The following is a 21337-nucleotide window of genomic DNA, read 5'->3' as shown; positions in this document are numbered from 1 at the left end:
TTATCTCGCCTCGTCGAACTGCGGCGGCGCGATCGGTGCGGCGGGCTCGAAGGCCGGCTGATCGGTGCGGTCCGATTGGGGTATGAGAGTGTTTCGCGGCGCTGGCGGGATGTCCGGCAAGCGCTCGGTAGGTCGCGCGCCGGGCGCGAGGAAGCGGTTGCGGTTTTCGGCCCAGGCCCGCAGGCACGCCGGATCGCGCGGCCCCGCTTCGCCGAGCACCTGGCAGCGGATCAGTTCGTCGCGCAACGGATCGCCCTGCGCTTGGGTGGTCCGGCCGGACGGCCACGCCTCCCGCACTTCCTCTTTCCGGTTCATCTCGATCGCGGTCGCAGTGATCGCGACGGCCACGAACACCACAGCGCCGAGCCGTGCGAGCATCTTGCCGTCCATGGCCGCGCCCTCAGTTGCCGTTCGGGAACATGCGGGCGTTGCCGGGCTGGTAGCCGCTGCCCGGCGTCAGGAATCGGCGGCGCTGCTCGCGACCCTGTTCGGCCGCGGCGGCGCGCTCGGCCTCGGACAGGCTCTGTGCGCGACCATTGGCGGCGACAACCGCGGTAAGGTCGGCGAGCTGCTGGGTTTGAAGCGCCAGGAGCTGATTGCCCGCTTGCGTTGCCTGCAAAGCGCCGGTTGCGCCCTGACTCTGGCCGACCAGTGACGACATCTCGGCACGGTTGGTATCGATGTTGCCGACGACGCCAGCCTGAACGCGCATCGCATCCTGCAGGCCGCCAACCGTGTTCTGCCAGCGCTCCCGCGCCTGCGCCACGAGCGCTTGGTCGGAGGCCGACATCGAGGCGTTGCCGTAGGTCGATGTGAAGGCCTGGTCGATGCGTTGGACGTCATAGGCGATGCCCTGCGCCTGTTGCAGGAGCTGTTGGGTGCGCTGTACCGACTGCTGAAGCTGCTGGAGCGATGAATATGGCAGGCTCGCCAGATTGCGGGCCTGGTTGATCAGCATGGTGGCTTCATTCTGAAGCTGGGTGATCTGCTGATTGACCTGCTGGAGCGTGCGCGCCGCCGTCAGGACGTTCTGCGCATAGTTTGTTGGATCGTAGACGATCCACTGCGCGGCCGCGGGCGGCGCGAAGACTGGCGACAGCGCGATCGGCGCGGCAAGCATTGCGGCCGTCATGCGCAGCGCGCGCGAGCGGGAGCGAACGGAACGGGTCATGGGCGTGCCTCCGGATCAATTTGGGGGGTGACGTTGGTAAGGTCTGCGATGAGGTCTGCGGCCCAACCGAGCCGGTTCTCGCCGAGCCAGTCGGCGAGGAAGCCGTCTGTGCCACTGCGGGCGTGAACCTCGGCGATGAGCGCCTGGTGCTGCTTCGACGACGCGGCGCAAAGCGCCAGCGCGACGTCCGACAGGCCCAGTTCGAACAGCCGGTTGCCGCGCCGCGACTGGCAGTAGTAATCGCGTTTGGGCATTGCCCGCGCGAGGATCTCGATCTGGCGATCGTTCAGCCCGAAGCGGCGATAGATCGCGGTGATCTGCGGCTCGATCGCGCGTTCGTTGGGGAGCAGGATGCGCGTCTGGCAGCTCTCGATGATGGCCGGCGCGATCGCTGAGGCGTCGATATCGGAGAGCGATTGGGTGGCGAAGATGACGCTGGCGTTCTTCTTGCGCAGTGTCTTCAGCCATTCGCGGAGCTGACCGGCGAAGCCCTCATCGTCGAGGGCGAGCCATCCTTCGTCGACGATGAGGAGCGTCGGCCGACCGTCGAGGCGGTCCTCGATGCGATGGAAGAGATAGGCAAGCACAGCGGCAGCCGCGCCGGTGCCGATCAGGCCTTCGGTCTCGAAGGCCTGGACGTTGGCTTCGCCGAGATGTTCGGCCTCGGCGTCGAGCAGTCGACCATAGGGACCGCCCACGCAGTATGGCCGCAACGCCTGCTTCAGGTCGTTCGACTGGAGGAGGACCGAGAGGCCTGTCAGTGTGCGCTCGGTGATCGGCGCTGAGGCCAAGGACGTCAGCGATGACCAGAGATGCTCCTTGACCTCGGGCGTAACGGGCACGCTCTCACGCCCAAGGATCGCGAGCAGCCAGTCCGCGGCCCAGGCGCGCTCGGCGACGTCGTCGATGCGGGCGAGCGGCTGAAGGGACACGCTGTCGTCGGCGCCTTCGGTCAGGCCGCCGCCGAGATCATGCCAGTCGCCGCGCATGGCGAGCGCGGCGGCGCGGATCGATCCGCCGAAGTCGAAGGCGAAAACCTGAGACTGCGGATAGCGCCGGAACTGCAGCGCCATGAGCGCTAGGAGAACTGACTTGCCAGCGCCGGTCGGGCCGACGATCAGCGTATGGCCGACATCGCCGACATGGATGGAAAGCCGGAACGGGGTCGAGCCCTCGGTTCTGCCGTAGAGCAGTGGGGGTGCATCGAAGTGCTCGTCCCGTTCCGGTCCCGCCCACACCGCCGACAGCGGGATCATGTGAGCGAGATTCAATGTGCTGATGGGAGGTTGGCGGACATTGGCGTAGACATGGCCGGGCAGTGAGCCGAACCACGCATCAACCGCGTTGATCGTCTCCGGCATGGCGGTGAAGTCACGGCCCTGGATGACCTTCTCGACCAACCGAAGCTTCTCTGCGGCGATGCGGGGGTCATTGTCCCAGACGGTGATAGTCGCCGTCACATAGGCCTGGCCCGCATAGTCAGCGCCCAGCTCCTGCAACGCCATGTCGGCGTCGGCGGCCTTGTTGGCCGCATCGGTATCGACCAGCGCAGAGGCCTCGTTGGTCATCACCTCCTTGAGGATGGCGGCGATCGACTTGCGCTTGGCGAACCACTGACGCCTGATCTTCGTCAGCAGCTTGGTGGCGTCGGTCTTGTCGAGCAGGACGGCGCGTGTTGACCAGCGATAGGGAAAGGCCAGCCGGTTCAGCTCATCGAGGATGCCGGGCGTGGTCGCGGTCGGGAAGCCGACAATGGTGAGGATGCGGACATGTGCGTTGCCGAGCCGGGGTTCGAGCCCGCCGGTCAACGGCTGATCGGCGAGCAGCGCGTCGAGATACATCGGCGTCTCGGGCACGCGGACGCGGTGCCGCTTCGTCGAAACCGTCGAGTGCAGATAGGTCAGGGTCTCGCCGTCATCGAGCCAGGCGCATTCCGGCATGAAGGCGTCGATGAGCTGGAGGATGCGGTCGGTGCGGTCAGCGAAGCCGCGCAGGATCTCGTGGGCGTCGACGCCCGCGTGATCGCGGCCCTCGTAGAGCCAGGTCTCAGCGCGCGCGGCGTCCTCGGCCGGCGGCAGATAGAGGAAGGTGAGGAAGTAGCTGGACTCAAAATGCGCGCCGGCTTCCTCGAAATCGGCTTTGCGTTCGGCGTCGACCAGGGCGGAGGCGCTGTCGGCGAACATGCTTGCCGGATAGGTGGCGGCGCCATGGCGCTGCGCCTCGACGAAGATCGCCCAACCAGAGCCGAGGCGGCGAAACGCGTTGTTGAGCCGGCCGGCGACGGCGACCAGCTCGGCCGGTACGGCGCTGTCGAGGTCCGGGCCGCGGAAGCGTGCCGTGCGCTGCAGGCTCCCGTCCTTGTTCAGCACGATCCCTTCGCCGACCAGCGCGACCCAGGGCAGGAAGTCAGCGAGCCGGGTATTGCGGTTGCGATATTCGGCAAGGTTCATCATCGTCGTTCCTCCTCAAACCGACAGGTGGCCGGGGATGCGCAGATGCTTGCGCACGACATCGACGAACTGCGGATCGCGCTTGGCTGCCCAGACGGCCGCGAAGTGGCCGAGAGCCCAGAGGCCGAGACCGACCAGCCAGAGGCGCAGGCCGAGGCCGAGCGCTGCCGCCAGCGTGCCGTTGAGGATGGCGAGCGAGCGCGGCGCGCCGCCGAGCAGGATGTGCTCGGTCAGCGCCCGATGGACCGGGACTGAGAAGCCTGCCAGCTCGCCATGATGATCCGCGCCGTTGGCCATCAGACGAGCGCCCCGCCGCCGAACGAGAAGAACGACAGGAAGAAGCTGGACGCGGCGAAGGCGATCGACAGGCCGAAGACGATCTGGATCAGCTTGCGGGCACCGCCGGAAGTGTCGCCGAAGGCCAGCGTCAGGCCGGTGATGATGATGATCATCACCGCGATGATCTTGGCGACCGGCCCCTCGATCGACTCGAGGATGGATTGCAGCGGTGCTTCCCAGGGCATGGAGGAACCGGACGCGTGCGCGGCGGGCGCCATCGCCAGCGAGACGAAGGCGACGGACACCGCCGTAGCGATATGCCGGCGGATGCGCCGGGCGTGCTTAATCATGACGGGTCTCCTGTAAGGGGCTGGGTTGCGGGGGTGACGCGGTAGTCGCCGCCGGGGCCGAGCCCCTCGATGCGGGCGAGTTCGGCGAGGTGGCGCGATGCGCCACGGCCGGACAGCACGGCGATGAGATCAATCGTCTCCGCGATCAGCGCGCGCGGGACGGTGACGACTGCTTCCTGGATTAGCTGCTCCATGCGACGAAGCGCGCCGATGGCGGTGCCGGCGTGGATGGTGCCGACTCCACCGGGGTGGCCGGTGCCCCAGGCTTTCAGCAGATCGAGCGCCTCGGCCCCGCGCACCTCGCCGATCGGGATGCGGTCTGGGCGGAGGCGAAGCGAAGAGCGGACGAGATCGGAAAGTGAGGCGATGCCATCCTTCGTCCGCATGGCGACAAGATTGGGCGCGGCGCATTGCAGTTCGCGCGTGTCCTCGATGAGCACGACGCGGTCGGAGGTCTTCGCGACTTCGGCCAGCAGCGCGTTGGTGAGGGTCGTCTTGCCGGTGGATGTGCCGCCGGCAACGAGGATGTTACGGCGGTCGGCGACGGCCTGGCGCAGCGTCTCGGCCTGACCTGCGGCCATGATGCCGGCGGCGACATAATCGTCGAGAGTGAACACGGCGACAGCGGGCTTGCGGATTGCGAAGGCTGGCGCTGACACCACGGGGGGCAGCAGCCCCTCGAATCTTTCCCCCGTCTCGGGAAGCTCGGCCGACACACGCGGGGCTCCGGGATGAACCTCGGCGCCGACATGATGGGCGACGAGACGGATGATCCGCTCGCCGTCTGAAGGCGACAGCAGCTCACCCGTATCGGAAAGCCCTTCGGAAAGCCGGTCGACCCAGAGCCGCCCATCGGGATTGAGCATCACCTCGACGATCGCGGGATCTTCCAGAAAGCGGGCGATCGCCGGCCCGAGGGCCGTGCGCAGCATGCGGGCACCGCGAAGGAGCGCTTCCGATTTCTGTTGAGTTGCCGCCACGTCGTCCCCGTTCTCTTGCGGGACCGCGACATGCGGCCCTGGATCGGGGATGAGTAGAAGAGGCAGAAATTAGGGCCTGACAACAACCGTGCTGTGGTCGTCGTACTGTGGCGTACAAATACAGGGAAACGGCGGAACGCAGGAATACTTGTGGTAGGCGCGGTCGTGATTAGTCCGTGTCGCGCGCGGGCGCGATGTCTTCCGAAATCTCCTGGCGAAGCTTCGGCCCGTGAGCGAGTCGCCGGCCGAGGGCGGTGACGAACGCCTCGTAGCGCTCGCCTGCTTTCGAGCGCGCCGCAGCCTGTGCGGGCTCCGGCAGCGGCGGGTTTGTCGTCAGCCAGAAGCGGATGAACACGGCCAGCGTTTCGACGCTGATTCCGAGATCGCGCTCCATCCGCGCCATTCGCCGGTCGATCTGGTCGAGCCGCTTCGTCGTCGCAGCCTCCTGCCGTTCGGCAGCATCAGGCGACAGGAAGGAGGCGATGCCGGCTTCCGCGATCAGCGAGAGGGATTGATCACGACGGCCCGCGTGCGCGGCGAGCGCCTTCATGACCTCCGGTTCGAGATATACAGACAGGCGCTGCTTTTTGGGGGGCTTCGCCATTGTGCCTCCTAAAGATCGATGCCGTCGCCGGGATCAAGCGACGCCTGCCGCGCCACCTGGCGCATCGTCTGGTTCATGCGCGAGAGACGTGCGGCGTCCTCATCGGCGTCGTCGCGAGGATCGATCTCGAACTCGTTTTCGATGGGTTGCTTAGGCTCAACGGGTTTTGAGCGACTTAGCTCCGGCTGGTGCCGGCGCTCGGAGTCGGTCGTATCCTCGTCCTCCGATCCGTCGCCGCTGGTGGCCATCGCGACCGCAGGCGTCGCGGGAAGTGGCAGCGTGCTCCAGTCGTCCGGCCGAGCCGTTGCCGGTTTCACGAGGTTCGGCGGTGGCAGGATGCGTTCCTGAAACCGGCGATCCTCATAGTATCGCGCCTTCTTCGCGCGGATCGGCGGGGTGCCGGCGACCATGACGATTTCGTCGGACGGCGGGAGCTGCATGATCTCGCCGGGCGTCATCAGTTGCCGGGCTGTCTCCGAGCGCGAGACCATCATGTGACCGAGCCAGGGCGACAGGCGATGACCGGCATAGTTCTTCATCGCGCGCATCTCGGTCGCGGTGCCGAGCGCGTCGGAGACACGCTTGGCGGTCCGCTCGTCATTGGTCGCGAAGCTGACGCGGACATGGCAGTTGTCGAGGATCGAGTTGTTCGGCCCGTAGGCCTTCTCGATCTGGTTCAGCGACTGGGCGATGAGGAAGGCTTTGAGGCCGTAGCCGGCCATGAAGGCAAGCGCGCTCTCAAAGAAGTCGAGGCGGCCGAGGGCCGGGAATTCGTCGAGCATCAGGAGAAGCCGGTGGCGGTTGCCCTTCGCGTTCAGATCCTCCGTGAGCCGCCGGCCGATCTGATTGAGGATCAGACGGATCAGCGGCTTGGTGCGGTTGATGTCCGACGGCGGCACGACGAGATAGAGCGTCGTCGGATGCTTGCCGCCGACTATGTCGGTGATGCGCCAGTCGCAGCGGCGTGTGACTTCGGCGACGACGGGATCGCGATAGAGGCCGAGGAACGACATCGCGGTGGACAGCACGCCCGATCGCTCGTTGTCGGATTTGTTCAGCAACTCGCGGGCCGCGCTAGCGATTACCGGATGCGGGCCAGCCTCGCCGAGATGGGCGGTCCTCATCATGGCGGCGAGCGTCGAGTCGATCGGCCGCTTCGGGTCGGAGAGGAAGGCGGCGACGCCAGCCAGGGTCTTGTCGGCCTCGGCGTAGAGGACGTGCAGGATGGCGCCGACCAGCAGCGCGTGGCTGGTTTTTTCCCAGTGGTTCCTTTTCTCGAGCGAGCCTTCCGGGTCGACCAAAATGTCGGCGATGTTCTGGACGTCTCTAACCTCCCACTCGCCGCGGCGGACTTCGAGCAGAGGATTGTAGGCGGCCGACTTCGCGTTGGTAGGATCGAACAGCAGCACGCGGCCGTGCCGGGATCGAAAGCCTGCCGTCAGCGTCCAGTTCTCCCCCTTGATGTCGTGGACGATGGCGGAACCCGGCCAGGTCAGCAGTGATGGCACGACCAGGCCGACACCCTTGCCGGACCGGGTTGGCGCAAAGCACAGCACATGCTCGGGACCGTCATGGCGGAGATAGTCGCGCTCGAACTTTCCCAGGATGACGCCATCCGCGCCCAGCAGGCCGGCGGCACTCACTTCGCGAGCAGCGGCCCATCGGGCGGAGCCGAAGGTCTCGGCGTTCTTGGCTTCGCGCGCCCGCCAGACGGACATGCCGATCGCGACGGCGATGGAGATGAAGCCGCCGGACGCGGCGATATAGGCGCCCTCGATGAAGATCGGTGGGGCATAGGCATCGTAGAAATACCACCACCAGAAGAAGGCGGGCGGATAGTAGATCGGCCAGCCAGCCAGTTCGAACCACGGAAGTCCGAGCTGTGGCTGGAAGCCGAGCCGATAGGCCGTCCACTGCGTCGCTGCCCAGGTCGTCATGAGCACGATCAGGAAGACGGTGAGGATCTGGCCCCAGAGGATTTTGGTCGCCGACATGGCGGGCACTCCTTTCTTGATTGGGCTACATGCCGAGCCCGCGGTTGCGGCCGAAGCTCCAGTCGACGCCACCCGCGCCGCGCGACACGCCGGAGACGTGCTGGCCGATCTGACGTTCGAGGGACGGCGACCAGGGCACGAGCTGGAAGCCGAGGCCGTCGTCGATCATGGCGAAGCGGCCAGACGCGAGCGCAAAGCGCTGGCGATAGGTCCCCGCCACATACTCGCCCGTTGCGGCCTTCGAGAATTGTCGGCCGGTCTCGGCGGCGAGCTTCTCGCCGAGGGCGTCGACCTCGCGCTGCCGTAGCGTGTCGATCAGCCCGGGCGAGAAGCTGACGCCGCGCGTCTGCCGCTCGGCAAGGCCTTGGCCGACGAGATGGTCGGCCCGCCTGTCCATCGCCTGGCGAACCTCAGCGCCGAAGCCGCCGCCGCCGAGCGGAACGGGATCGCGGGCGATCGCTTGCCGGTCGAGCCAGGTGGCGCCGGTGGCATGGACTTGCCTCTCGATGTCGAGATCGGAGCGGACGGCGAGCGCGACCCGTCTGCGTCCCTGCGCGTCGTCGAATTTGCGCAGCTCGACGATCGAGCCCGGCGCGCTATCGCCGGCCGCGTCGAGGTCGGGCAACTTGATGTGATGGGTTCGTCCGTCCGTGGCATCGACGATGGCATAGGCCGTGCCCTTCAGCTCATCGTCGAGACCACGATCGACCAGCCGGCCGACGACGGGATCGTTGAGGCTCTCGCCGGCCAGCACGTAGCTGGCGGCGCCGCGCTCGATACCGCGTTCCGTCAGGCCGCGATGAATGCGTTTGATGATGTCGCCACGCTCGCCCAGCTCGCGCAGCGTCGCCTCGGCGTTCTCCGATACGACCCATTGGCCGGGACCGACCTGATCGGCGAGGCCAAGCGTTTCCAGCTTCCGCAGCCGGCCGACCTTCATCGCATGGAATTCGTCCGGCTGGCGGTCGGGGTGCGGGGCAAGATCGACGACGCCGGTGCGGTAGCTGTCCCGCGCAAGCTGGCGGTCGAGGTTGGTCCAGCGCTCCGACTCGATCTGGCGTTCGAGATTGCGGCGGATCTCGTGATCGGTGCGCGGCCCCAGCTCTTGGGTGACGAGATCCTGCGCGCGAGCGCGCATGCCTTCCTTGATGTAGTCGCGCGAGATGACGAGGTCCTGGCCGTCATCGGTGCGCCCGCGCAGGATGATGTGGACGTGCGGATTATCCGTGTTCCAGTGATCGACACCGACCCAGTCGAGCTTCGTGCCGAGGTCTTTCTCCATCTGCCCCATCAGGTCGCGGGCATAGGTCTTGAGGTCGGACATCTCCGTCGCGTCCTCGGGCGAGACGATGAACCGGAAATGATGCCGATCATCCTGGGTCCGCTCGGCGAAGGCCTTGGGATCGGCGTCCTCGGTCTCGGGACCGAACAGCCGCGCCTTCTCCCCATCCCGGGTGACACCCTCGCGCCGCAGGTAGCTGAGGTGGGCGGAAAGCGGCGCGGCCCGCGCGCTATGACGGACGACGCGCGTCTTGATGATGGTGTTGCGCGATCGGCTGGTGAGTAGCCGGTTGGCCTGAACGGTCGCGCGCTGCCCGCGCCCGAACCGCGAGCGGTTGCCCGAGCTGATCTTGCCGGAGCGCGAGACGCTGCCGCCGGCCCGCTGGGCGGCGGCGAGCGCCTGGGCGATGAAGGGCCGCGCCTGCTGCGCTCGGGTCGAGCGGATGCGGCCTGGCCGGATGCGGAAATCGTCCTCGCCGCTCATCGCCGAGGCCCCGCACATCGCGCAAACGCGCGAAAATCCTTGGCGAAATGGCAATTGCGCAGGCTGCGCCGATCAGGCGCACCTCGCGCAGATGCGCCATAAGCCCCTGAAAACACACGACCGCACCAAGCCGCACCTCGCGCGCTTTTATCTCGCCCTCCTAATCGGTCGTATTTCCACTGCTCTTGCGGACATCGTCGTTCATCCTTCCCGATGCGAGAATATACTATGCTGTTCGCCACGGCACGCCTCCGCTCGCGGGCTTCGAGTTCCGATGCGCCTTGCACTCCTCCGCGCTCTGCGACGGGGTGTTCCGGCTGCACGTCGGCAGCGCTCGAACCGTCGCGGCGCACTTTTCCATCGGATTGACGGAGCATCGTCACAGGCAATCGAGCGCGGTCCGGCCGTCTTCCGATCGGCACAGCCGCAGGCAAGATAACGTGCGTTCCGTCGGTCCTGGTCTGCATCGGTCCTCATCCGCCGAGGGCGGATCTCCATGTTCAGAATGGCGTCCGTCAGTTGCGGGCGCGCTGCATGTCTCGTGTCAGCAAGTTGCTCATCGGTGGGCTCCCAGGAGCTTGCGATCCTTGGTGTGCGCCCGCTGCGCGGCGTCGGCAGTGCTCGCTGCCGGATCGCCGAGATAGAAGGTGCCGTCGCTCCACATGGCGTGCATGATGACGGCCAGTTTGCGGGCCACGGCGACGCACGCCTTGCGATGGCAGGAGCGCTTGGCGATCTCCTGGCCCCAGGCCTTCACCTTGTCCTTGCCCTTGAAGCGGGTCAGCAGTCCCGATGCCGCCTCGTAGAGCGCGCGGCGCACATCAGAGTCCCCAGCCTTTGAGATACGCCCCTGCACGTCGATCGATGTGCCCGACTGCCATCGCCTGGACGTCAGCCCGAAATAGGCGGCAACGTCGCGCGAGCGGCGGAAGCGGGACGGGTCGTCGATCGCCGTCATGAAGCTGAGCGCCGTCACCGGCCCGACGCCTGGGATCGCCATGAAGCGCCGGCACAGCTCGCTTTGCGCCACCAGCTTCACGACGAGATCGTGCAGCCGGCAATACTCCTTCCACAGCGCGGCGCGCGCCGACAGCATGGCGTCCATGAGCTCGCAGGACAGCGGATCGTCGGCCACCGCCTCCCGCACCGCCTGGTCGAACTTGCCGCGCGAGGTGCCACCGAGCTTGATCCCGAAGCTCTTCAGCGAGTGGCGGATGGCGTTCTCGAGATCGAGGAACTTGCGCTTCAGGTTGCGTCGATGCGTCAGCAGCAGGCGCATCCGGTAGCAGCTTTCCGTCTTCACGTGCGCCTGGCGGAACCAGCCTGTGCGCATGATGTGGGCGATCCCGAGGGCGTCCGCTGCGTCGGTCTTGTTGCGCTGGGCCGACATCGCGGCCCGCACATGCTGCGTCTCCAGGCAGATCGCCGGCAGGCCGAGCTTCTTGAGCTCGGGATGGAGCCAGGGCGACAGCGAGCCGGCCTCGTGGCCGACACGCTTCAATCGCCCAACGAAGGGCTTCAGCACCGCCAGCAACGCCTCCGGCTCGGTCGCCACCTTCACCGTCAGATGTACTTCACCGCGATCATCGACGACGCACACCGCCGTCTCCTCGATGGCCACGTCCAGCCCGCAAAAGAAGTCCATCACCCGCCTCCTGCGTTGCGTAACGCGGGAGATTTTACCGGGCGGCGAAGCTGTTGGTGGCGCGCTCTTCGGCGGGGAACCGTCCTGCCGATTACGGGCGGCAATCGTGCGGTTGTGTTGCCTGCTCCTCCTCCTCGGACCGCCATCCTTCCGCCAGAGCACGCTATTCCACGAAATGCTGCGAACACCGTCATCGCGGCCCTCCATCGCCGTTTCTAGCCACGAAGAGGCCTCCGGATTGTGGAGCGATGGCTGTGGCATCGCGCACCGGAGTTGCAGCGGGAGTGTCATTGGAAGTGCGATCGCCGGCCGTCGGAACAGCGGTGGCGGTGCGCTCGGACTGCACGATGAACAGCGGCGAGCGTGTCCAGGCGTTGGGATCGGCCGCCGCGACCGTGACGGGAGCAAGGGCATCTCCGCCGCCGATAATAGGTGCCAGCGCGGCGACATAGGCGCGCGTTTCGGCGGGCAACGGACGGCCGGCGAGATACTCTTCGTAGCGGCCGGGACCAGCATTGTAGGCTGCGAGAAATCCCGGCGAACCATAGCGGTCGTGCATCTCGCGGAGATAAGCCGCGCCCGCCAGAATGTTGTCGCGTGGATCGTAGGGATTCGCGCCGAGCCGGTGACGGGCGCGCAGATCGGTCCATGTGGCGGGCATGATCTGCATCAGTCCCATCGCGCCGGCTGACGAGATCGCTCGCACGTCGCCAGCGCTTTCGACGCGCATGACGGCGCGTATCCAGTGCTCGGGAACGCCGAACCGTTGCGCGGCCTCGGTGATGAATGTGGCGTAGGAATCGGCACGAGAGGGGCGCTCGGCCGACACGGTCTGCGCATTCGCGGTGGCGCAAAGCGGCGCGGAAAGCAGAAGGCCGGAAAGGAGAAGGAGGGCTGTGCGCCGGGCGGTGTTTGACCACCCGGCGACAGCTTTGGGGAGCGGGACCGACATCGTTCAGTCCCGCTCTGCGCGCTTGGGCGGCCGGTTCCAGTGCAAGCCCCAGGCGGACTTGTCGTCGGCGGATTGGAAGAGGTTGGCGCGGATCGGATGACCGAAGGTCGGATCATCGATCTGCAGCGAAACGTAGTCGCCGGCCTTCTCGCCGGTGCGCTTCCACCCTGCACCGATCTCCGCGCCGGTTTCGTTGTTCATGCTGTCGAGAACATGGACACGGAAGTCCGGCGCGTTCTCGGCATCGGACGGTTCAGCCGGAACGATGATGATGTCCTGGTGCAATGACAGCGTCATCAGGTGGCCGATGAAGCCGTCATTTTCGCGCGTGAATTGACCGATAACGGACATGGGGCGTCTCCTTCATATTGCGGTGGCTAAGGTCATGGGCGTGCCGTCACCGCGTCGGCGCGCGCCAGACGAAGCGGTCATCGCCGTCCTCGTCAGTGTAGAGGGGGGTGGCCCGGCCGATGACCGAGCTGGCGGGGAGCGGGCCGAAGTAACGCCCGTCGAGACTGTCGCGGACCTGCCAGTTCATCAGGAACAGTTCGTCGTCGGCGATGACGCGGCATCCCTGCCAGATCGGGAGTTCGCGGCCCCGCCGGTCGCGGTCGAGCGCATCGCCGATGGCCTGGCCATCGACGGTGATCGTGTGGCCGGTTCGGCACACACGTTGACCGGGCAAGCCCGCGACTCGCTTCAGCAGCGGCACGCCGCGCGGCAGATATCCGCCATCGGCAAGGAACGTGGCGATTGGCTCCGGCGCCGCTACGGCGACGAGGTCGGTTGCTTCCAATCCGTCGCTGGCGCTGATCGCATAGAGGCCGATCGGCGTGCTCGCGGAGGCATTCCAGATGAGCTTCGGCGCGAACGACACGATCGACAGGATGCCCATCAGCATCACTGCGAAGTACGTCGTCATGACGTATCCAAAGCGGCTCATGGCATGATCCTCCGGCGCAGGAGGAAGGCGCGATGCTGCTGTGCGTCGTAGGCGCGCGGTGCTTCACCGACCGCCAGACGGTTGTGGACGTGCCGCCAGTGATCGGGCGAAACGTCGATCGCACCGATGCCCCGCGCCTCGATGGCATCAATGAGCTGGAGGACGCGCTCGACCTTCGGCCAGCCATCGGCGCGCAAAAGGATGTCGCCGCCGGGGCGCACGAATGGCAGGGTCTGGCAGCGCTCGCCCGCACCGACGGCGCGCACGATGTCGAGCCGAGAAAGTGCGGTGCCGTAGTCGTTGGAGGTCCAGCGAACGAAGGCGAAAACGCTGTCCGGCGCGAACGACACGACGCGCTGGCGGCGGTCGAGAATCTGTTCGGCGGTCTCGCGACCGAACCTGATCCAGAATTCGATCTTCTTCTCGACCCACGTCAACTCGACATGGGTCAGAGCATCGGCCGCGAGCGCGGGCGGCAAGCCGCTGCGCAGCGACGGATCGGCGACACCGATCATCGTGGCTCTCCTTCGCTGGTCGGGAACTCGCGCTCGAACAGGGCGCGCAGCATGTCGGCGACGGTCTGCCCGCGCTGGAAGGCGGCGATCTTGATCCGGCCGCGCATGTCGGCGGTGACGTCGATCGTCAGCCTGGCGGTGAAATCGGCGGCGGCCTCCGCGCGCGGCGACGGACGGTCCGGCGCCTTGATCCAGCTTTCCGGATCGGCAGGGCGGGACGCGAAGCGGCGTTTCGAGGACTGCTCGCTCATGCCCCGATCCTCGTGACTTCGGCAGCGAGCGCGGCGATCTCGCGCGCGGCGGGCGATGTATCGTCCTGTTCGGCTGCGAGCCGTCCGGTCTGCACGACATCGGCGAAAGCGATGCGCTGACCGATGGTGGTCAGGAGTGGCGGCGGGTCGTGGTCGGCGAGCGTCTCGGCGGTTTCTCTGGCAAGCACCGTGCGGGCTGCGCATCGATTCAGCACGAACCGCGCCTTGAGTTCCGGCCGGTAAATCCGCGCTTCGCCGAGTAGCGTCAGCATCTCGGCCGACGCCCAGCCATCAAGCGGCGAAGGCTGCACCGGGATCAGCACAAGATCGGCGGCGAGCAGCGCCGAACGCATCAGACCGGCGACACGCGGCGGTCCGTCGATGACGACATGATCGACGTCGCGCGCCAGCTCCGGCGCTTCGCGGTGGAGCGTGTCGCGGGCCAGGCCAACAACACCGAACAGCCGCTCCAATCCCTCCCGGCCGCGCTGCTGTGACCAGTCGAGCGCCGATCCCTGTGGGTCGGCGTCGATCAGCGTGACGCGCTGCCCGTGCCGAGCCCATTCACCGGCTAGGTGGAGGGCGAGCGTCGTCTTTCCGACGCCGCCCTTCTGGTTGAGGAACGCGACGATCATGACGGTCTCCCGGCGATCGGGGACTCGTCCACAGCGGTCGAAAAACGCGTTTGCGTTAGAAAGATTCCGTAGGAATCTAGGTTAGATAAGTTACGGTGCTCGCAAGCTGCTGATTCAGCGCGATGAATCGACGATTCCGGTCCCCGATAGCACGAGAGTCCGGTCCCCGATGGCACGATAGCGCCGGTCCCTGATAGCACGAGATGATTCACAGCTTATCCCCAGGTCGAGTTGTCGAGCGGCGACGGCGGCGCGGGATGCCGAGCGCGTCGGGATCGGTGGGTACGAAGGACAGGATTTCGGGGCCGCCGAGGCACTGCTCGATGGTCAGCCGATAGCCCGGCAGCGGCTGGCGGCGGACGATGTCGCGCAGGTCGTAGGCGAAATGCTTGAGCGGCGAGAGACTGCCGGACTTCGCGTGCAGATGCGGAAAGTCGAAGCTCCAGCCGTATTCCTGCTTGCCGCCATGCTTGCGCACGAGGCGGTAGAGCCAGCGCTCCAGGCCGCCGGTCAGCCTGAAATAGTTGCGGTCGATCGTGAGGACGAGCGCATCATCGAGGACAGCCGCGTAGAACCAGTCGGGTACGATCAGTTCGAGCCCGAGCGGGCGGCCGCGGTGATCGGCTCGCTCCTTCCATTCGTTGATCCAGGAGAAGCGGTGCATCCGCCGCTCGGTCGGCTGGCGGATTGAGGTCGCTATGGTGGTGGACTGGAGGCGGTCGAGCGCGGCCTTAAGCCGGTCGTAATCGCGCAGCGAGACACCGCGTCCAATGAAGTTCAGAATCTCGTAAGGCGTGGTCGCCATCAGGCGTGACGGGCGCAGGCCGACGTCACGGGCCTCGACGATTTGCGAGGCCGCCCAGATCAGAACGTCCGCGTCCCAGATCGTCGCCATGCCGTGCTCGGGCACGGCTTCGACACGGATTTTCACCGAACCCGCCTTGAAGTCGATCGGCGTCAGGCGCTTCGACTTGGCAAGCGAGAAGAACGGATAGGCCATGAGGTCCTGCGCGTCGCGCGGCGCGAGATCGCCGGGCAGCGCCCGGAACAGATCGAGCTGCGCACGCTCGTCGTGCTGTGTGTGACGGGACGACATGGCGTGTCGTCTCAGCGCGGCTGGCGGCCGGCGAAGCGGCGATCCGACGGCTCCTGCCGCTTGGCGGGGAGCACCGTGCCGCGCGGATCAGAGGTCGAATTGACGAGGCCGCGATCGGCCCACGTCTGGAGATCCTCTATGGCGTAGACGACTCGGCCGCCGAGCTTCCTGTAAGACGGGCCGGTGCCGTAGGTGCGGTGCTTCTCCAGTGTGCGCTCGGACAGTCCGAGGAAGCGAGCGGCCTCCTGCGTGCGCAGGTAGCGTGGCGGGATGCCGGCGGTCGTATCGGCCATTGTCGAGCCTCCGTGGTCTCATCGGGGGCCGCTGCCGTCAGGCGGCGGTTCGAGAGCACGGTGGCGTGAAGGCGGTGGGTCGGACGATGTCGGAGATAGGAATCTAGTTTCGACACGCCGCAGGCGGTCGATGGCGGGCTATGATCGGCGGGGTCGGCGCAGGAGGGAGCGGTAGCCGCCTTCAACGAGTTTCACGCCGTCGCGCGCCAGCCGGATCGTGATTTCGCGCAGCGCGTCCCCGGCCCAGGAGGCGGCGTCGATTTTATGACCAGGGAACAGAACCTGCCCGATCGATCGATATGTCGCGCCGGCACGACGTCCATCGACCGCACGCAGCATTTGGCGCGCGCGCTCGCGGCGTTGCGGCGTCATTCGAGGGTCGTTCGGGACGCGCTTGCCTTTGATCGCGCTCCAGAACCGGGTCAGCGCGGTCTGTCGATCCGGTGTGAGGTCATCGAACATGACCATCGCCGCGAGCGGGTTCTCGTCCTGCGGGTCTGCGAGCGTGACGTCATACTGCTCGCCGCGGATATCGAGCCTGAGATGAGCAGGGTCGTGCTGGAATATGGTACGGAGGCGTAACTCGTCGGCAGTGATGGAAAACCCTTCAGGGCGCGGACCTGCGGCGAACATTATTGCCGACGGATCGACTTGAGGGGTCCAAAAAATCTGCTGGGCATGAGCCGCGATGAGCGGGTCGGCGCCGAAATCGCAACCCCCATAGGTTCGCAAATTCTTCGGCCGTTTCGAGTGAGAGTCGGCCGCTGGACACAAGCTCCCGATAGGCTTTCCGGTAGTCGGGGTTTCGGCGCAGAAATTCCCAGGCAAGGTCACCCGGAGTTAGATTGTCGATATAGTTGTAGGCGGTCTCAGACCGCCAACTTTCATCTTCGGACATCCTCCACCGCCTCCGCGAAATTATGACGCAACGCGAGTCAAGCAGCGGTCACGATCCCAAGTTGAGCGTGGCGTGGGAAGAACGAAGTCGGATCAACGTGATGCAGGTTCTGCATCACCTCAATGGAGGCGGGGGCCGAGAAGCTCGCAAAAGCCGTTCTCGGTCATCCATTTCGCGCGAGCGAGGTGGGCGGCATGAATTTTCGCTGCACGGTTGGGGTCCGCTGCGGGATCGAGGCCGAAGAGAAGCTCGACGACTTCCTCCCAGGTCGCACCGTCCGCCTCGGCGTCGAGCAGCCTCAGGTACAGCTTCAGATGCGCCTGGTCATAGGCGGTGAGCGCCGCGCCGAGCGGCGGTTCGTCCAGATATTCTGCGTTGGTCACAATGAGCCCCACGAGTCATTCGTATCCAATTTGGAGCAGTTTGTTAACCGTAATGATATCCCGCGCCACACCGCCGCGGTTTGACGCAAAATCAGGATGGTCGGGCGGGTTCGCCCGAAAAAGTCGTCAAGGGTTGTCCTTGTCACCAACCAGCATCACTCCCACGCTTTGGCCGGAGTTGAGCAGGACGATGCCACCGCCTTCAAAGGCTCGACGGACCTGATCGCGTGTTGATTCATACACCTCGAGCCCGCTGTCGGATTCAAGGCGCTTCAACGCGGTCAGTGATACCCGGGCCTTGTCAGCGAGCGTCTCCTGTGTCCAGCCGAGCAACGCGCGTGCGGCCCGTGATTGTCGGGCGGTGATCATGCATGATCACCTCCCACTCGGACCTACGCGTACGCCAGAACTACGGCTATAATAGTCGTTCTTACTGGAAAAGACCAGCGGTTCTGGCTTTAGCGGGCGCGATTCCGGTGTCCAGAACCAGAGGTGATTCGTTCCACCGTCAGGCGTTTGGCCCCGCCCGGATTGTCCGGGCGGGGCGTCGCGCTGGCCTTACTCGCCGTTGCGGCGGCCGCTAGGGCGGGACCAGATGAGGCTGAAGCCTTCGCCTTCCTCGTCGTCGAAGAGGTTGGCGTAGATCGGGGCATTGAAGCTGGGATCGTCGAGCTTCAGGCCCAGATAGGCGCGCCCCTCGTTGGAGGTCTTGGACCAGGCGGCGCCGATCTCGGCGCGGCCGACGAAGACGCGGTGGCTGGGGGCGTTCTCTCCGGTAGCGCGGGCCTCGGAGACGATGCGGACGTTCTTGGTCTGCAGGCTGAGGGTGACGATTTCGCCGGTGTACTCGTTGTTGCCGGTCTTCTTGAAGGTGCCGATGGTCGCCATGGTAGTTCTCCTTGAACTCTGTTCCGAGCCCGCACCATTGCGGCCTCGATGGCGATCGACAGGCCGGAGGCGATTGACGGCGCACCCCGCAGGGGCCTGACAGCAAAGGAGGGGCTTTCTTGGCTCGCGAGGAATGACGGCGCAGCCGGCAGGGGAAGAAAGTTTCGACGCCGCTGTTGCGGCATAGGCGATCGAGGCGCAGCCGACCTTCGGCCAGATCAGCCCATTGAAGAGGCCGTTTTGGAGCGGTCGACCTGACAGAGACGGCATCACAGGAGAACGCGGCGACCGCCCCGGACCGATGGACCGTGACGACGCCTGACACCGCGGTTCAAACCAGCTCCGGCGGACGCTCCGTTCCGCCGGCTCCTGCCCGTCGCCCACGCGATCGCCCCCTCTCAGCACTCGCACCGTCGTTGGGCGCGCCGTCAGGGCATTGCCCCCACCACCGTCACCGAGGGCATGGCGCGTCAGTTGGGTTAGCCGTTGATCCGATCAACGCGATTGCGAACGACCCTGCCGACGAAGAGCGCGACACGTAAGACATCAACCCACCGTCCTGCCGCCGCCGGCAACGATGTCAGGCGCGCGCGACGTTCTGCCCGGTTGGCCCGGGCGCGGCCATTGCTGTCACCCGAATCAGCGCCGTGACACCAACGGCGACTGCGCCGATGACGGAGAAGATGATCTGCCAGGTGTCGGAGGGCATGGTGTGTTTCACGATGCCATGTGTCGCATGGTAGCCGGCGAGCGCCGCAGGCGCGACGAAAGCGAGTGCGATCGCGAGCCGTATCCAGAGCGGACGGATGAAGGCGAGCAGGAACTGCCCGAGGCCGAGCGTCAGTGCGGCGGCGGCGAGGCCGACGAGGATTGCCCCGAGCCAACCGGCGCCGGTCTGGAAGGCCCAAGTCCCGGCACTGACGCCCGCGAAGAACGGAAGCGCGAAGACAGCCAGTGTGAATAGAAGCCAGCACAGGGCGCCGATCGCCACGATGCTGGAGAGGATGCCGATGAAAACCATGGTGGTGTTCTCCGTGAGATAGAGGTCTGACGGTCGCGCCTCCACCACCACCACGGCGCGTTGCCAGTATAGCCGAAGAGAAGGCGGGACGGGAGCGGAAATCCCGTAGGATTCCCGCTTGCAGTCGCGACGCCTTGCCCGCGGTCAGCGGGCGAAGGGATCGATCTCGTGAACGATGGCGGCGAGTTCGCCGTCATATTCGCCGGCCGGCATGACGCCCATGGTGCCGTCGCCGGCCTGGAAGATGACGATGGTGACCATGAGGCTGGTAGCGAGGCTGAAGGCGAAGGCGTGAGCTTGATTGAGGGACATCTGACCGGCTCCTGTCTTGGAGGCGGGAGACCATCTCCCGCGCGACAGGCGCCCGATGTGTCCGGCCGATGGCCGCGATCACCGCGCAGGCGAAGCCGGAGCGGCGGCACGCTTTGCGTAGTCCGACCCTTTACGGGTTGATGGCGTCAGGCCAGCGGCTGGACCAAGGATCAGCGCATTGGAAGCGGGGGATGGTTTTCCGCCATGACCGGGGCCACCATGGAAACGCCCGTTCAATGCTTTCGCGCCAAAGCATCGCCGCCATGCTGCCGGTCGTGATGCTGCCGACATGGCCGGGTATGATCATGCAAAGCGCAGTTGTCGAAGAGAATGCCCATGCCGAAGGTGCCTGAGAAGACCGACTTCCCCGTCAGCCAGGTGCGGCGCTATCTGGAGCCCGGTCCGATCGTGCTGGTGTCATCAAAGTGGCAGGGCGCGACCAACATCATGACGCTCGGTTGGCACACGATCCTGGAATTCTCGCCGTCTCTGGTCGGCCTGATGATCTCCGGCGGCAATCACAGCCACCACATGATCCGCGAAAGCCGGGAATGCGTGGTGAACCTGCCGACGACGGCGCTGACCGATACCGTGGTGGGGATCGGCAACACGTCGGGGGCCGAGATCGACAAGTTCGCCAAGTTCAATCTCACGCGGCAAGAGGCGAGCAAGGTCGATGCGCCGTTGATCGGCGAATGCCATGCCAGCTTCGAATGCCGCCTTCACGACGACGCGCTGGTCGACAAGTACAATTTCTTCATCTTCGAGGTGGTGAAGGTGCATGTCGCCACGTCGCCAAAGCATCCCGAGACGCTGCATTACACCGGCGATGGCGTGTTCGTGGTGTCCGGCAAGGTCATCAGCCGCAGATCGCTGTTTCGACCCGAGATGCTGTGAGAGGCAGCGCTCACGCGCCACCTCCCTTCGGGCGGAAGTCGAACAGCGGGATGCCGAGCTTCCTCGCCTTGTCGGCGAGATTGTCCTGAATGCCGGTGCCAGGGAAGACGATGACCCCGATCGGCAGGACGTCCAGCATCTGATCGTTGCGCTTGAACGGTGCGGCCTTGGCGTGTTTCGTCCAGTCGGGGGCGAAGCCGACCTGCGGCACCTTGCGGGCGTCGGCCCATTTGGCCGCGATCTTCTCGGCGCCCTTCGGCGACTTGCCGTGCAGCAGCACCATGTCGGGGTGCTTGGCGTGGACCTGATCGAGCTTGGCCCAGATCAGGTGGTGATCGTTGAAGTCGAGCCCACCGGTAAAGGCGATCTTTGCACCGGCAGGTAGTAGCACCTGATTGTCGGCGCGCTTCTTGGCGGCGAGGAAGTCGCGGCTGTCGATCATCGCCGAGGTCAGGTTGCGGTGGTTGACCATCGATCCGCTGCGCGGTCGCCAGTTCGATCCGGTGTGGCGCTCGTAGTGCTCGGCGGCCTGGTCGCGCATCAGCTCGAAGGCGTTGCGGCGTTCGATCATGGTCTGGCCCTCGGCCGTCAGGCGTTCCAGCTCGACGGCCTTCACTTCGCTGCCGTCCTGTTCGCGCTGGCCGCGGCGCTGCGCCTGCTCGTTGTCGTCCAGCTCGCGCTCGATCCGGTCGGTGGCTCGGTGGAAGACGTTGACCGTCGACCAGAGGAGATCGTCGAGGTCGGGCTCGAGGCGGGTGTCCTCAAGGGTGACGATCAGGGCGTCAAAGATGTCGGCGATGGCGCCGGCGACATGGTCGCCTTCCGGAAGCGGTCGGGGATCGGGTTCATCCGTGAAGGGACGGTAGCCGTAAAGCTGGAGTTCGCTGAGGACATGGTCGGTGGGTGAAGAGGCGTGGTGCGGTTCGTAGTCGTCGTGCTCGCTCATCGGGATGCTCCGTCGGTTCGACCGCGACCCTCGCGGCCTTCATGGCGACGAAAGCCGGCGGGCGGGCCG

At 65.8% G+C, this 21337-nt stretch carries 28 protein-coding genes; 2 read left to right on the top strand and 26 right to left on the bottom strand.

Annotated elements, in window-relative coordinates; all coding sequences use genetic code 11:
* The 25 genes from trbK-alt to J2126_RS12435 form a co-directional block, all read right to left on the bottom strand.
* Positions 1–390, bottom strand: coding sequence for a putative entry exclusion protein TrbK-alt (gene trbK-alt / locus J2126_RS12550; protein WP_052819660.1), 390 nt, complete (start codon positions 388–390; stop codon positions 1–3).
* A 10-nt stretch (positions 391–400) separates the two neighbouring features.
* Entirely contained in the window at positions 401–1171 is a 771-nt protein-coding gene (gene trbJ / locus J2126_RS12545; RefSeq protein WP_052819659.1) for a P-type conjugative transfer protein TrbJ, read from the bottom strand.
* Complete coding sequence (trbE, locus tag J2126_RS12540) at positions 1168–3624, bottom strand: conjugal transfer protein TrbE (RefSeq protein ID WP_052819658.1); 2457 nt, start codon at positions 3622–3624, stop codon at positions 1168–1170. Before trbE ends, trbJ begins: the two co-directional genes overlap by 4 nt.
* A 12-nt stretch (positions 3625–3636) precedes the next feature.
* Positions 3637–3918: a VirB3 family type IV secretion system protein gene (locus J2126_RS12535; RefSeq protein ID WP_018429603.1), complete on the bottom strand. Its 282-nt coding sequence runs from the start codon at positions 3916–3918 to the stop codon at positions 3637–3639.
* Positions 3918–4250, bottom strand: coding sequence for a TrbC/VirB2 family protein (locus J2126_RS12530; protein WP_052819657.1), 333 nt, complete (start codon positions 4248–4250; stop codon positions 3918–3920). Before J2126_RS12530 ends, J2126_RS12535 begins: the two co-directional genes overlap by 1 nt.
* Positions 4247–5182 carry a P-type conjugative transfer ATPase TrbB gene (gene trbB, locus J2126_RS12525; RefSeq protein ID WP_082178887.1) on the bottom strand — a complete coding sequence of 312 codons (936 nt, stop codon included), beginning with the start codon at positions 5180–5182 and terminating at the stop codon, positions 4247–4249. The genes J2126_RS12530 and trbB overlap by 4 nt, the downstream gene beginning before the upstream one ends.
* A 217-nt stretch (positions 5183–5399) precedes the next feature.
* Complete coding sequence (locus J2126_RS12520; RefSeq protein WP_052819655.1) at positions 5400–5834, bottom strand: hypothetical protein; 435 nt, start codon at positions 5832–5834, stop codon at positions 5400–5402.
* Between the two features lie 8 nt (positions 5835–5842).
* Complete coding sequence (locus tag J2126_RS12515) at positions 5843–7828, bottom strand: conjugal transfer protein TraG (protein ID WP_052819654.1); 1986 nt, start codon at positions 7826–7828, stop codon at positions 5843–5845.
* A 25-nt stretch (positions 7829–7853) separates the two neighbouring features.
* On the bottom strand, positions 7854–9593 hold the full coding sequence (locus J2126_RS12510; protein ID WP_052819653.1) for a relaxase/mobilization nuclease domain-containing protein: 1740 nt from the start codon (positions 9591–9593) through the stop codon (positions 7854–7856).
* 556 nt (positions 9594–10149) lie between these two features.
* Positions 10150–11238 (bottom strand): IS110 family transposase, encoded by a 1089-nt coding sequence (locus J2126_RS12505; RefSeq protein ID WP_012112611.1) that lies wholly within the window; start codon positions 11236–11238, stop codon positions 10150–10152.
* 190 nt (positions 11239–11428) lie between these two features.
* Positions 11429–12190, bottom strand: a complete 762-nt coding sequence (locus tag J2126_RS12500; RefSeq protein WP_052819652.1) for a lytic transglycosylase domain-containing protein — start codon at positions 12188–12190, stop codon at positions 11429–11431.
* Positions 12191–12193: 3 nt separating this feature from the next.
* Positions 12194–12541 (bottom strand): DUF736 domain-containing protein, encoded by a 348-nt coding sequence (locus J2126_RS12495; RefSeq protein WP_052819651.1) that lies wholly within the window; start codon positions 12539–12541, stop codon positions 12194–12196.
* A 46-nt stretch (positions 12542–12587) separates the two neighbouring features.
* The gene (locus J2126_RS12490; RefSeq protein ID WP_052819650.1) at positions 12588–13133 is read right to left on the bottom strand and encodes a S26 family signal peptidase; all 546 of its coding nucleotides are present in this window, start codon (positions 13131–13133) and stop codon (positions 12588–12590) included.
* A complete protein-coding gene (locus tag J2126_RS12485; protein WP_052819649.1) occupies positions 13130–13648 on the bottom strand; it encodes a DUF2840 domain-containing protein in 519 nt (172 codons plus the stop codon). The genes J2126_RS12490 and J2126_RS12485 overlap by 4 nt, the downstream gene beginning before the upstream one ends.
* On the bottom strand, positions 13645–13899 hold the full coding sequence (locus tag J2126_RS12480) for a hypothetical protein (protein ID WP_052819648.1): 255 nt from the start codon (positions 13897–13899) through the stop codon (positions 13645–13647). The genes J2126_RS12485 and J2126_RS12480 overlap by 4 nt, the downstream gene beginning before the upstream one ends.
* On the bottom strand, positions 13896–14534 hold the full coding sequence (parA, locus tag J2126_RS12475; protein WP_052819647.1) for a ParA family partition ATPase: 639 nt from the start codon (positions 14532–14534) through the stop codon (positions 13896–13898). The genes J2126_RS12480 and parA overlap by 4 nt, the downstream gene beginning before the upstream one ends.
* Before the next feature lie 208 nt (positions 14535–14742).
* Positions 14743–15630, bottom strand: coding sequence for a replication initiator protein A (locus tag J2126_RS12470; protein ID WP_052819646.1), 888 nt, complete (start codon positions 15628–15630; stop codon positions 14743–14745).
* An 11-nt stretch (positions 15631–15641) separates the two neighbouring features.
* Complete coding sequence (locus J2126_RS12465; protein WP_052819645.1) at positions 15642–15923, bottom strand: helix-turn-helix transcriptional regulator; 282 nt, start codon at positions 15921–15923, stop codon at positions 15642–15644.
* 138 nt (positions 15924–16061) lie between these two features.
* Entirely contained in the window at positions 16062–16556 is a 495-nt protein-coding gene (locus tag J2126_RS12460) for a DUF2285 domain-containing protein (RefSeq protein WP_052819644.1), read from the bottom strand.
* Positions 16531–16821, bottom strand: a complete 291-nt coding sequence (locus J2126_RS25945) for a transcriptional regulator domain-containing protein (RefSeq protein WP_350640215.1) — start codon at positions 16819–16821, stop codon at positions 16531–16533. Before J2126_RS25945 ends, J2126_RS12460 begins: the two co-directional genes overlap by 26 nt.
* 119 nt (positions 16822–16940) lie before the next feature.
* Positions 16941–17204, bottom strand: coding sequence for a DNA -binding domain-containing protein (locus J2126_RS12455; RefSeq protein WP_108609713.1), 264 nt, complete (start codon positions 17202–17204; stop codon positions 16941–16943).
* Positions 17205–17330: 126 nt separating this feature from the next.
* Positions 17331–17573 carry a helix-turn-helix domain-containing protein gene (locus J2126_RS12450; RefSeq protein ID WP_026227536.1) on the bottom strand — a complete coding sequence of 81 codons (243 nt, stop codon included), beginning with the start codon at positions 17571–17573 and terminating at the stop codon, positions 17331–17333.
* A 189-nt stretch (positions 17574–17762) separates the two neighbouring features.
* Entirely contained in the window at positions 17763–18092 is a 330-nt protein-coding gene (locus tag J2126_RS12445) for a DUF736 domain-containing protein (protein WP_018429585.1), read from the bottom strand.
* Between the two features lie 580 nt (positions 18093–18672).
* A complete protein-coding gene (locus J2126_RS12440; RefSeq protein WP_052819643.1) occupies positions 18673–19113 on the bottom strand; it encodes a hypothetical protein in 441 nt (146 codons plus the stop codon).
* Between the two features lie 144 nt (positions 19114–19257).
* Complete coding sequence (locus J2126_RS12435; RefSeq protein ID WP_197283329.1) at positions 19258–19425, bottom strand: hypothetical protein; 168 nt, start codon at positions 19423–19425, stop codon at positions 19258–19260.
* 68 nt (positions 19426–19493) lie between these two features.
* Between J2126_RS12435 and J2126_RS12430 the strand changes: the two genes are divergently transcribed.
* Both J2126_RS12430 and J2126_RS12425 read left to right on the top strand, forming a co-directional pair.
* Positions 19494–19778: a hypothetical protein gene (locus tag J2126_RS12430; protein ID WP_066115908.1), complete on the top strand. Its 285-nt coding sequence runs from the start codon at positions 19494–19496 to the stop codon at positions 19776–19778.
* Positions 19762–20322, top strand: coding sequence for a flavin reductase family protein (locus J2126_RS12425; RefSeq protein ID WP_052819642.1), 561 nt, complete (start codon positions 19762–19764; stop codon positions 20320–20322). The genes J2126_RS12430 and J2126_RS12425 overlap by 17 nt, the downstream gene beginning before the upstream one ends.
* Before the next feature lie 10 nt (positions 20323–20332).
* On the opposite strand, the gene J2126_RS12420 is transcribed toward J2126_RS12425, so the two are convergent.
* Positions 20333–21268, bottom strand: a complete 936-nt coding sequence (locus J2126_RS12420; RefSeq protein WP_052819641.1) for a DUF2493 domain-containing protein — start codon at positions 21266–21268, stop codon at positions 20333–20335.
* Positions 21269–21337 lie beyond the last annotated feature (69 nt).

Source organism: Xanthobacter flavus, assembly GCF_017875275.1.
GTDB lineage: Bacteria > Pseudomonadota > Alphaproteobacteria > Rhizobiales > Xanthobacteraceae > Xanthobacter > Xanthobacter flavus_A.
The sequence above is the reverse complement of the archived record's forward strand: the minus strand, read 5'-3'. Positions and strand labels throughout refer to the sequence as shown.

Coding starts and splice junctions, on each gene's coding strand:
- trbK-alt (WP_052819660.1), bottom strand. CDS start 390: ATGGACGGCAAGATGCTCGCACGGCTCGGCGCTGTGGTGTTCGTGGCC.
- trbJ (WP_052819659.1), bottom strand. CDS start 1,171: ATGACCCGTTCCGTTCGCTCCCGCTCGCGCGCGCTGCGCATGACGGCC.
- trbE (WP_052819658.1), bottom strand. CDS start 3,624: ATGATGAACCTTGCCGAATATCGCAACCGCAATACCCGGCTCGCTGAC.
- J2126_RS12535 (WP_018429603.1), bottom strand. CDS start 3,918: ATGGCCAACGGCGCGGATCATCATGGCGAGCTGGCAGGCTTCTCAGTC.
- J2126_RS12530 (WP_052819657.1), bottom strand. CDS start 4,250: ATGATTAAGCACGCCCGGCGCATCCGCCGGCATATCGCTACGGCGGTG.
- trbB (WP_082178887.1), bottom strand. CDS start 5,182: ATGCTGCGCACGGCCCTCGGGCCGGCGATCGCCCGCTTTCTGGAAGAT.
- J2126_RS12520 (WP_052819655.1), bottom strand. CDS start 5,834: ATGGCGAAGCCCCCCAAAAAGCAGCGCCTGTCTGTATATCTCGAACCG.
- J2126_RS12515 (WP_052819654.1), bottom strand. CDS start 7,828: ATGTCGGCGACCAAAATCCTCTGGGGCCAGATCCTCACCGTCTTCCTG.
- J2126_RS12510 (WP_052819653.1), bottom strand. CDS start 9,593: ATGAGCGGCGAGGACGATTTCCGCATCCGGCCAGGCCGCATCCGCTCG.
- J2126_RS12505 (WP_012112611.1), bottom strand. CDS start 11,238: ATGGACTTCTTTTGCGGGCTGGACGTGGCCATCGAGGAGACGGCGGTG.
- J2126_RS12500 (WP_052819652.1), bottom strand. CDS start 12,190: ATGTCGGTCCCGCTCCCCAAAGCTGTCGCCGGGTGGTCAAACACCGCC.
- J2126_RS12495 (WP_052819651.1), bottom strand. CDS start 12,541: ATGTCCGTTATCGGTCAATTCACGCGCGAAAATGACGGCTTCATCGGC.
- J2126_RS12490 (WP_052819650.1), bottom strand. CDS start 13,133: ATGAGCCGCTTTGGATACGTCATGACGACGTACTTCGCAGTGATGCTG.
- J2126_RS12485 (WP_052819649.1), bottom strand. CDS start 13,648: ATGATCGGTGTCGCCGATCCGTCGCTGCGCAGCGGCTTGCCGCCCGCG.
- J2126_RS12480 (WP_052819648.1), bottom strand. CDS start 13,899: ATGAGCGAGCAGTCCTCGAAACGCCGCTTCGCGTCCCGCCCTGCCGAT.
- parA (WP_052819647.1), bottom strand. CDS start 14,534: ATGATCGTCGCGTTCCTCAACCAGAAGGGCGGCGTCGGAAAGACGACG.
- J2126_RS12470 (WP_052819646.1), bottom strand. CDS start 15,630: ATGTCGTCCCGTCACACACAGCACGACGAGCGTGCGCAGCTCGATCTG.
- J2126_RS12465 (WP_052819645.1), bottom strand. CDS start 15,923: ATGGCCGATACGACCGCCGGCATCCCGCCACGCTACCTGCGCACGCAG.
- J2126_RS12460 (WP_052819644.1), bottom strand. CDS start 16,556: ATGTTCGCCGCAGGTCCGCGCCCTGAAGGGTTTTCCATCACTGCCGAC.
- J2126_RS25945 (WP_350640215.1), bottom strand. CDS start 16,821: ATGTCCGAAGATGAAAGTTGGCGGTCTGAGACCGCCTACAACTATATC.
- J2126_RS12450 (WP_026227536.1), bottom strand. CDS start 17,573: ATGATCACCGCCCGACAATCACGGGCCGCACGCGCGTTGCTCGGCTGG.
- J2126_RS12445 (WP_018429585.1), bottom strand. CDS start 18,092: ATGGCGACCATCGGCACCTTCAAGAAGACCGGCAACAACGAGTACACC.
- J2126_RS12440 (WP_052819643.1), bottom strand. CDS start 19,113: ATGGTTTTCATCGGCATCCTCTCCAGCATCGTGGCGATCGGCGCCCTG.
- J2126_RS12435 (WP_197283329.1), bottom strand. CDS start 19,425: ATGTCCCTCAATCAAGCTCACGCCTTCGCCTTCAGCCTCGCTACCAGC.
- J2126_RS12430 (WP_066115908.1), top strand. CDS start 19,494: ATGGCCGCGATCACCGCGCAGGCGAAGCCGGAGCGGCGGCACGCTTTG.
- J2126_RS12425 (WP_052819642.1), top strand. CDS start 19,762: ATGCCGAAGGTGCCTGAGAAGACCGACTTCCCCGTCAGCCAGGTGCGG.
- J2126_RS12420 (WP_052819641.1), bottom strand. CDS start 21,268: ATGAGCGAGCACGACGACTACGAACCGCACCACGCCTCTTCACCCACC.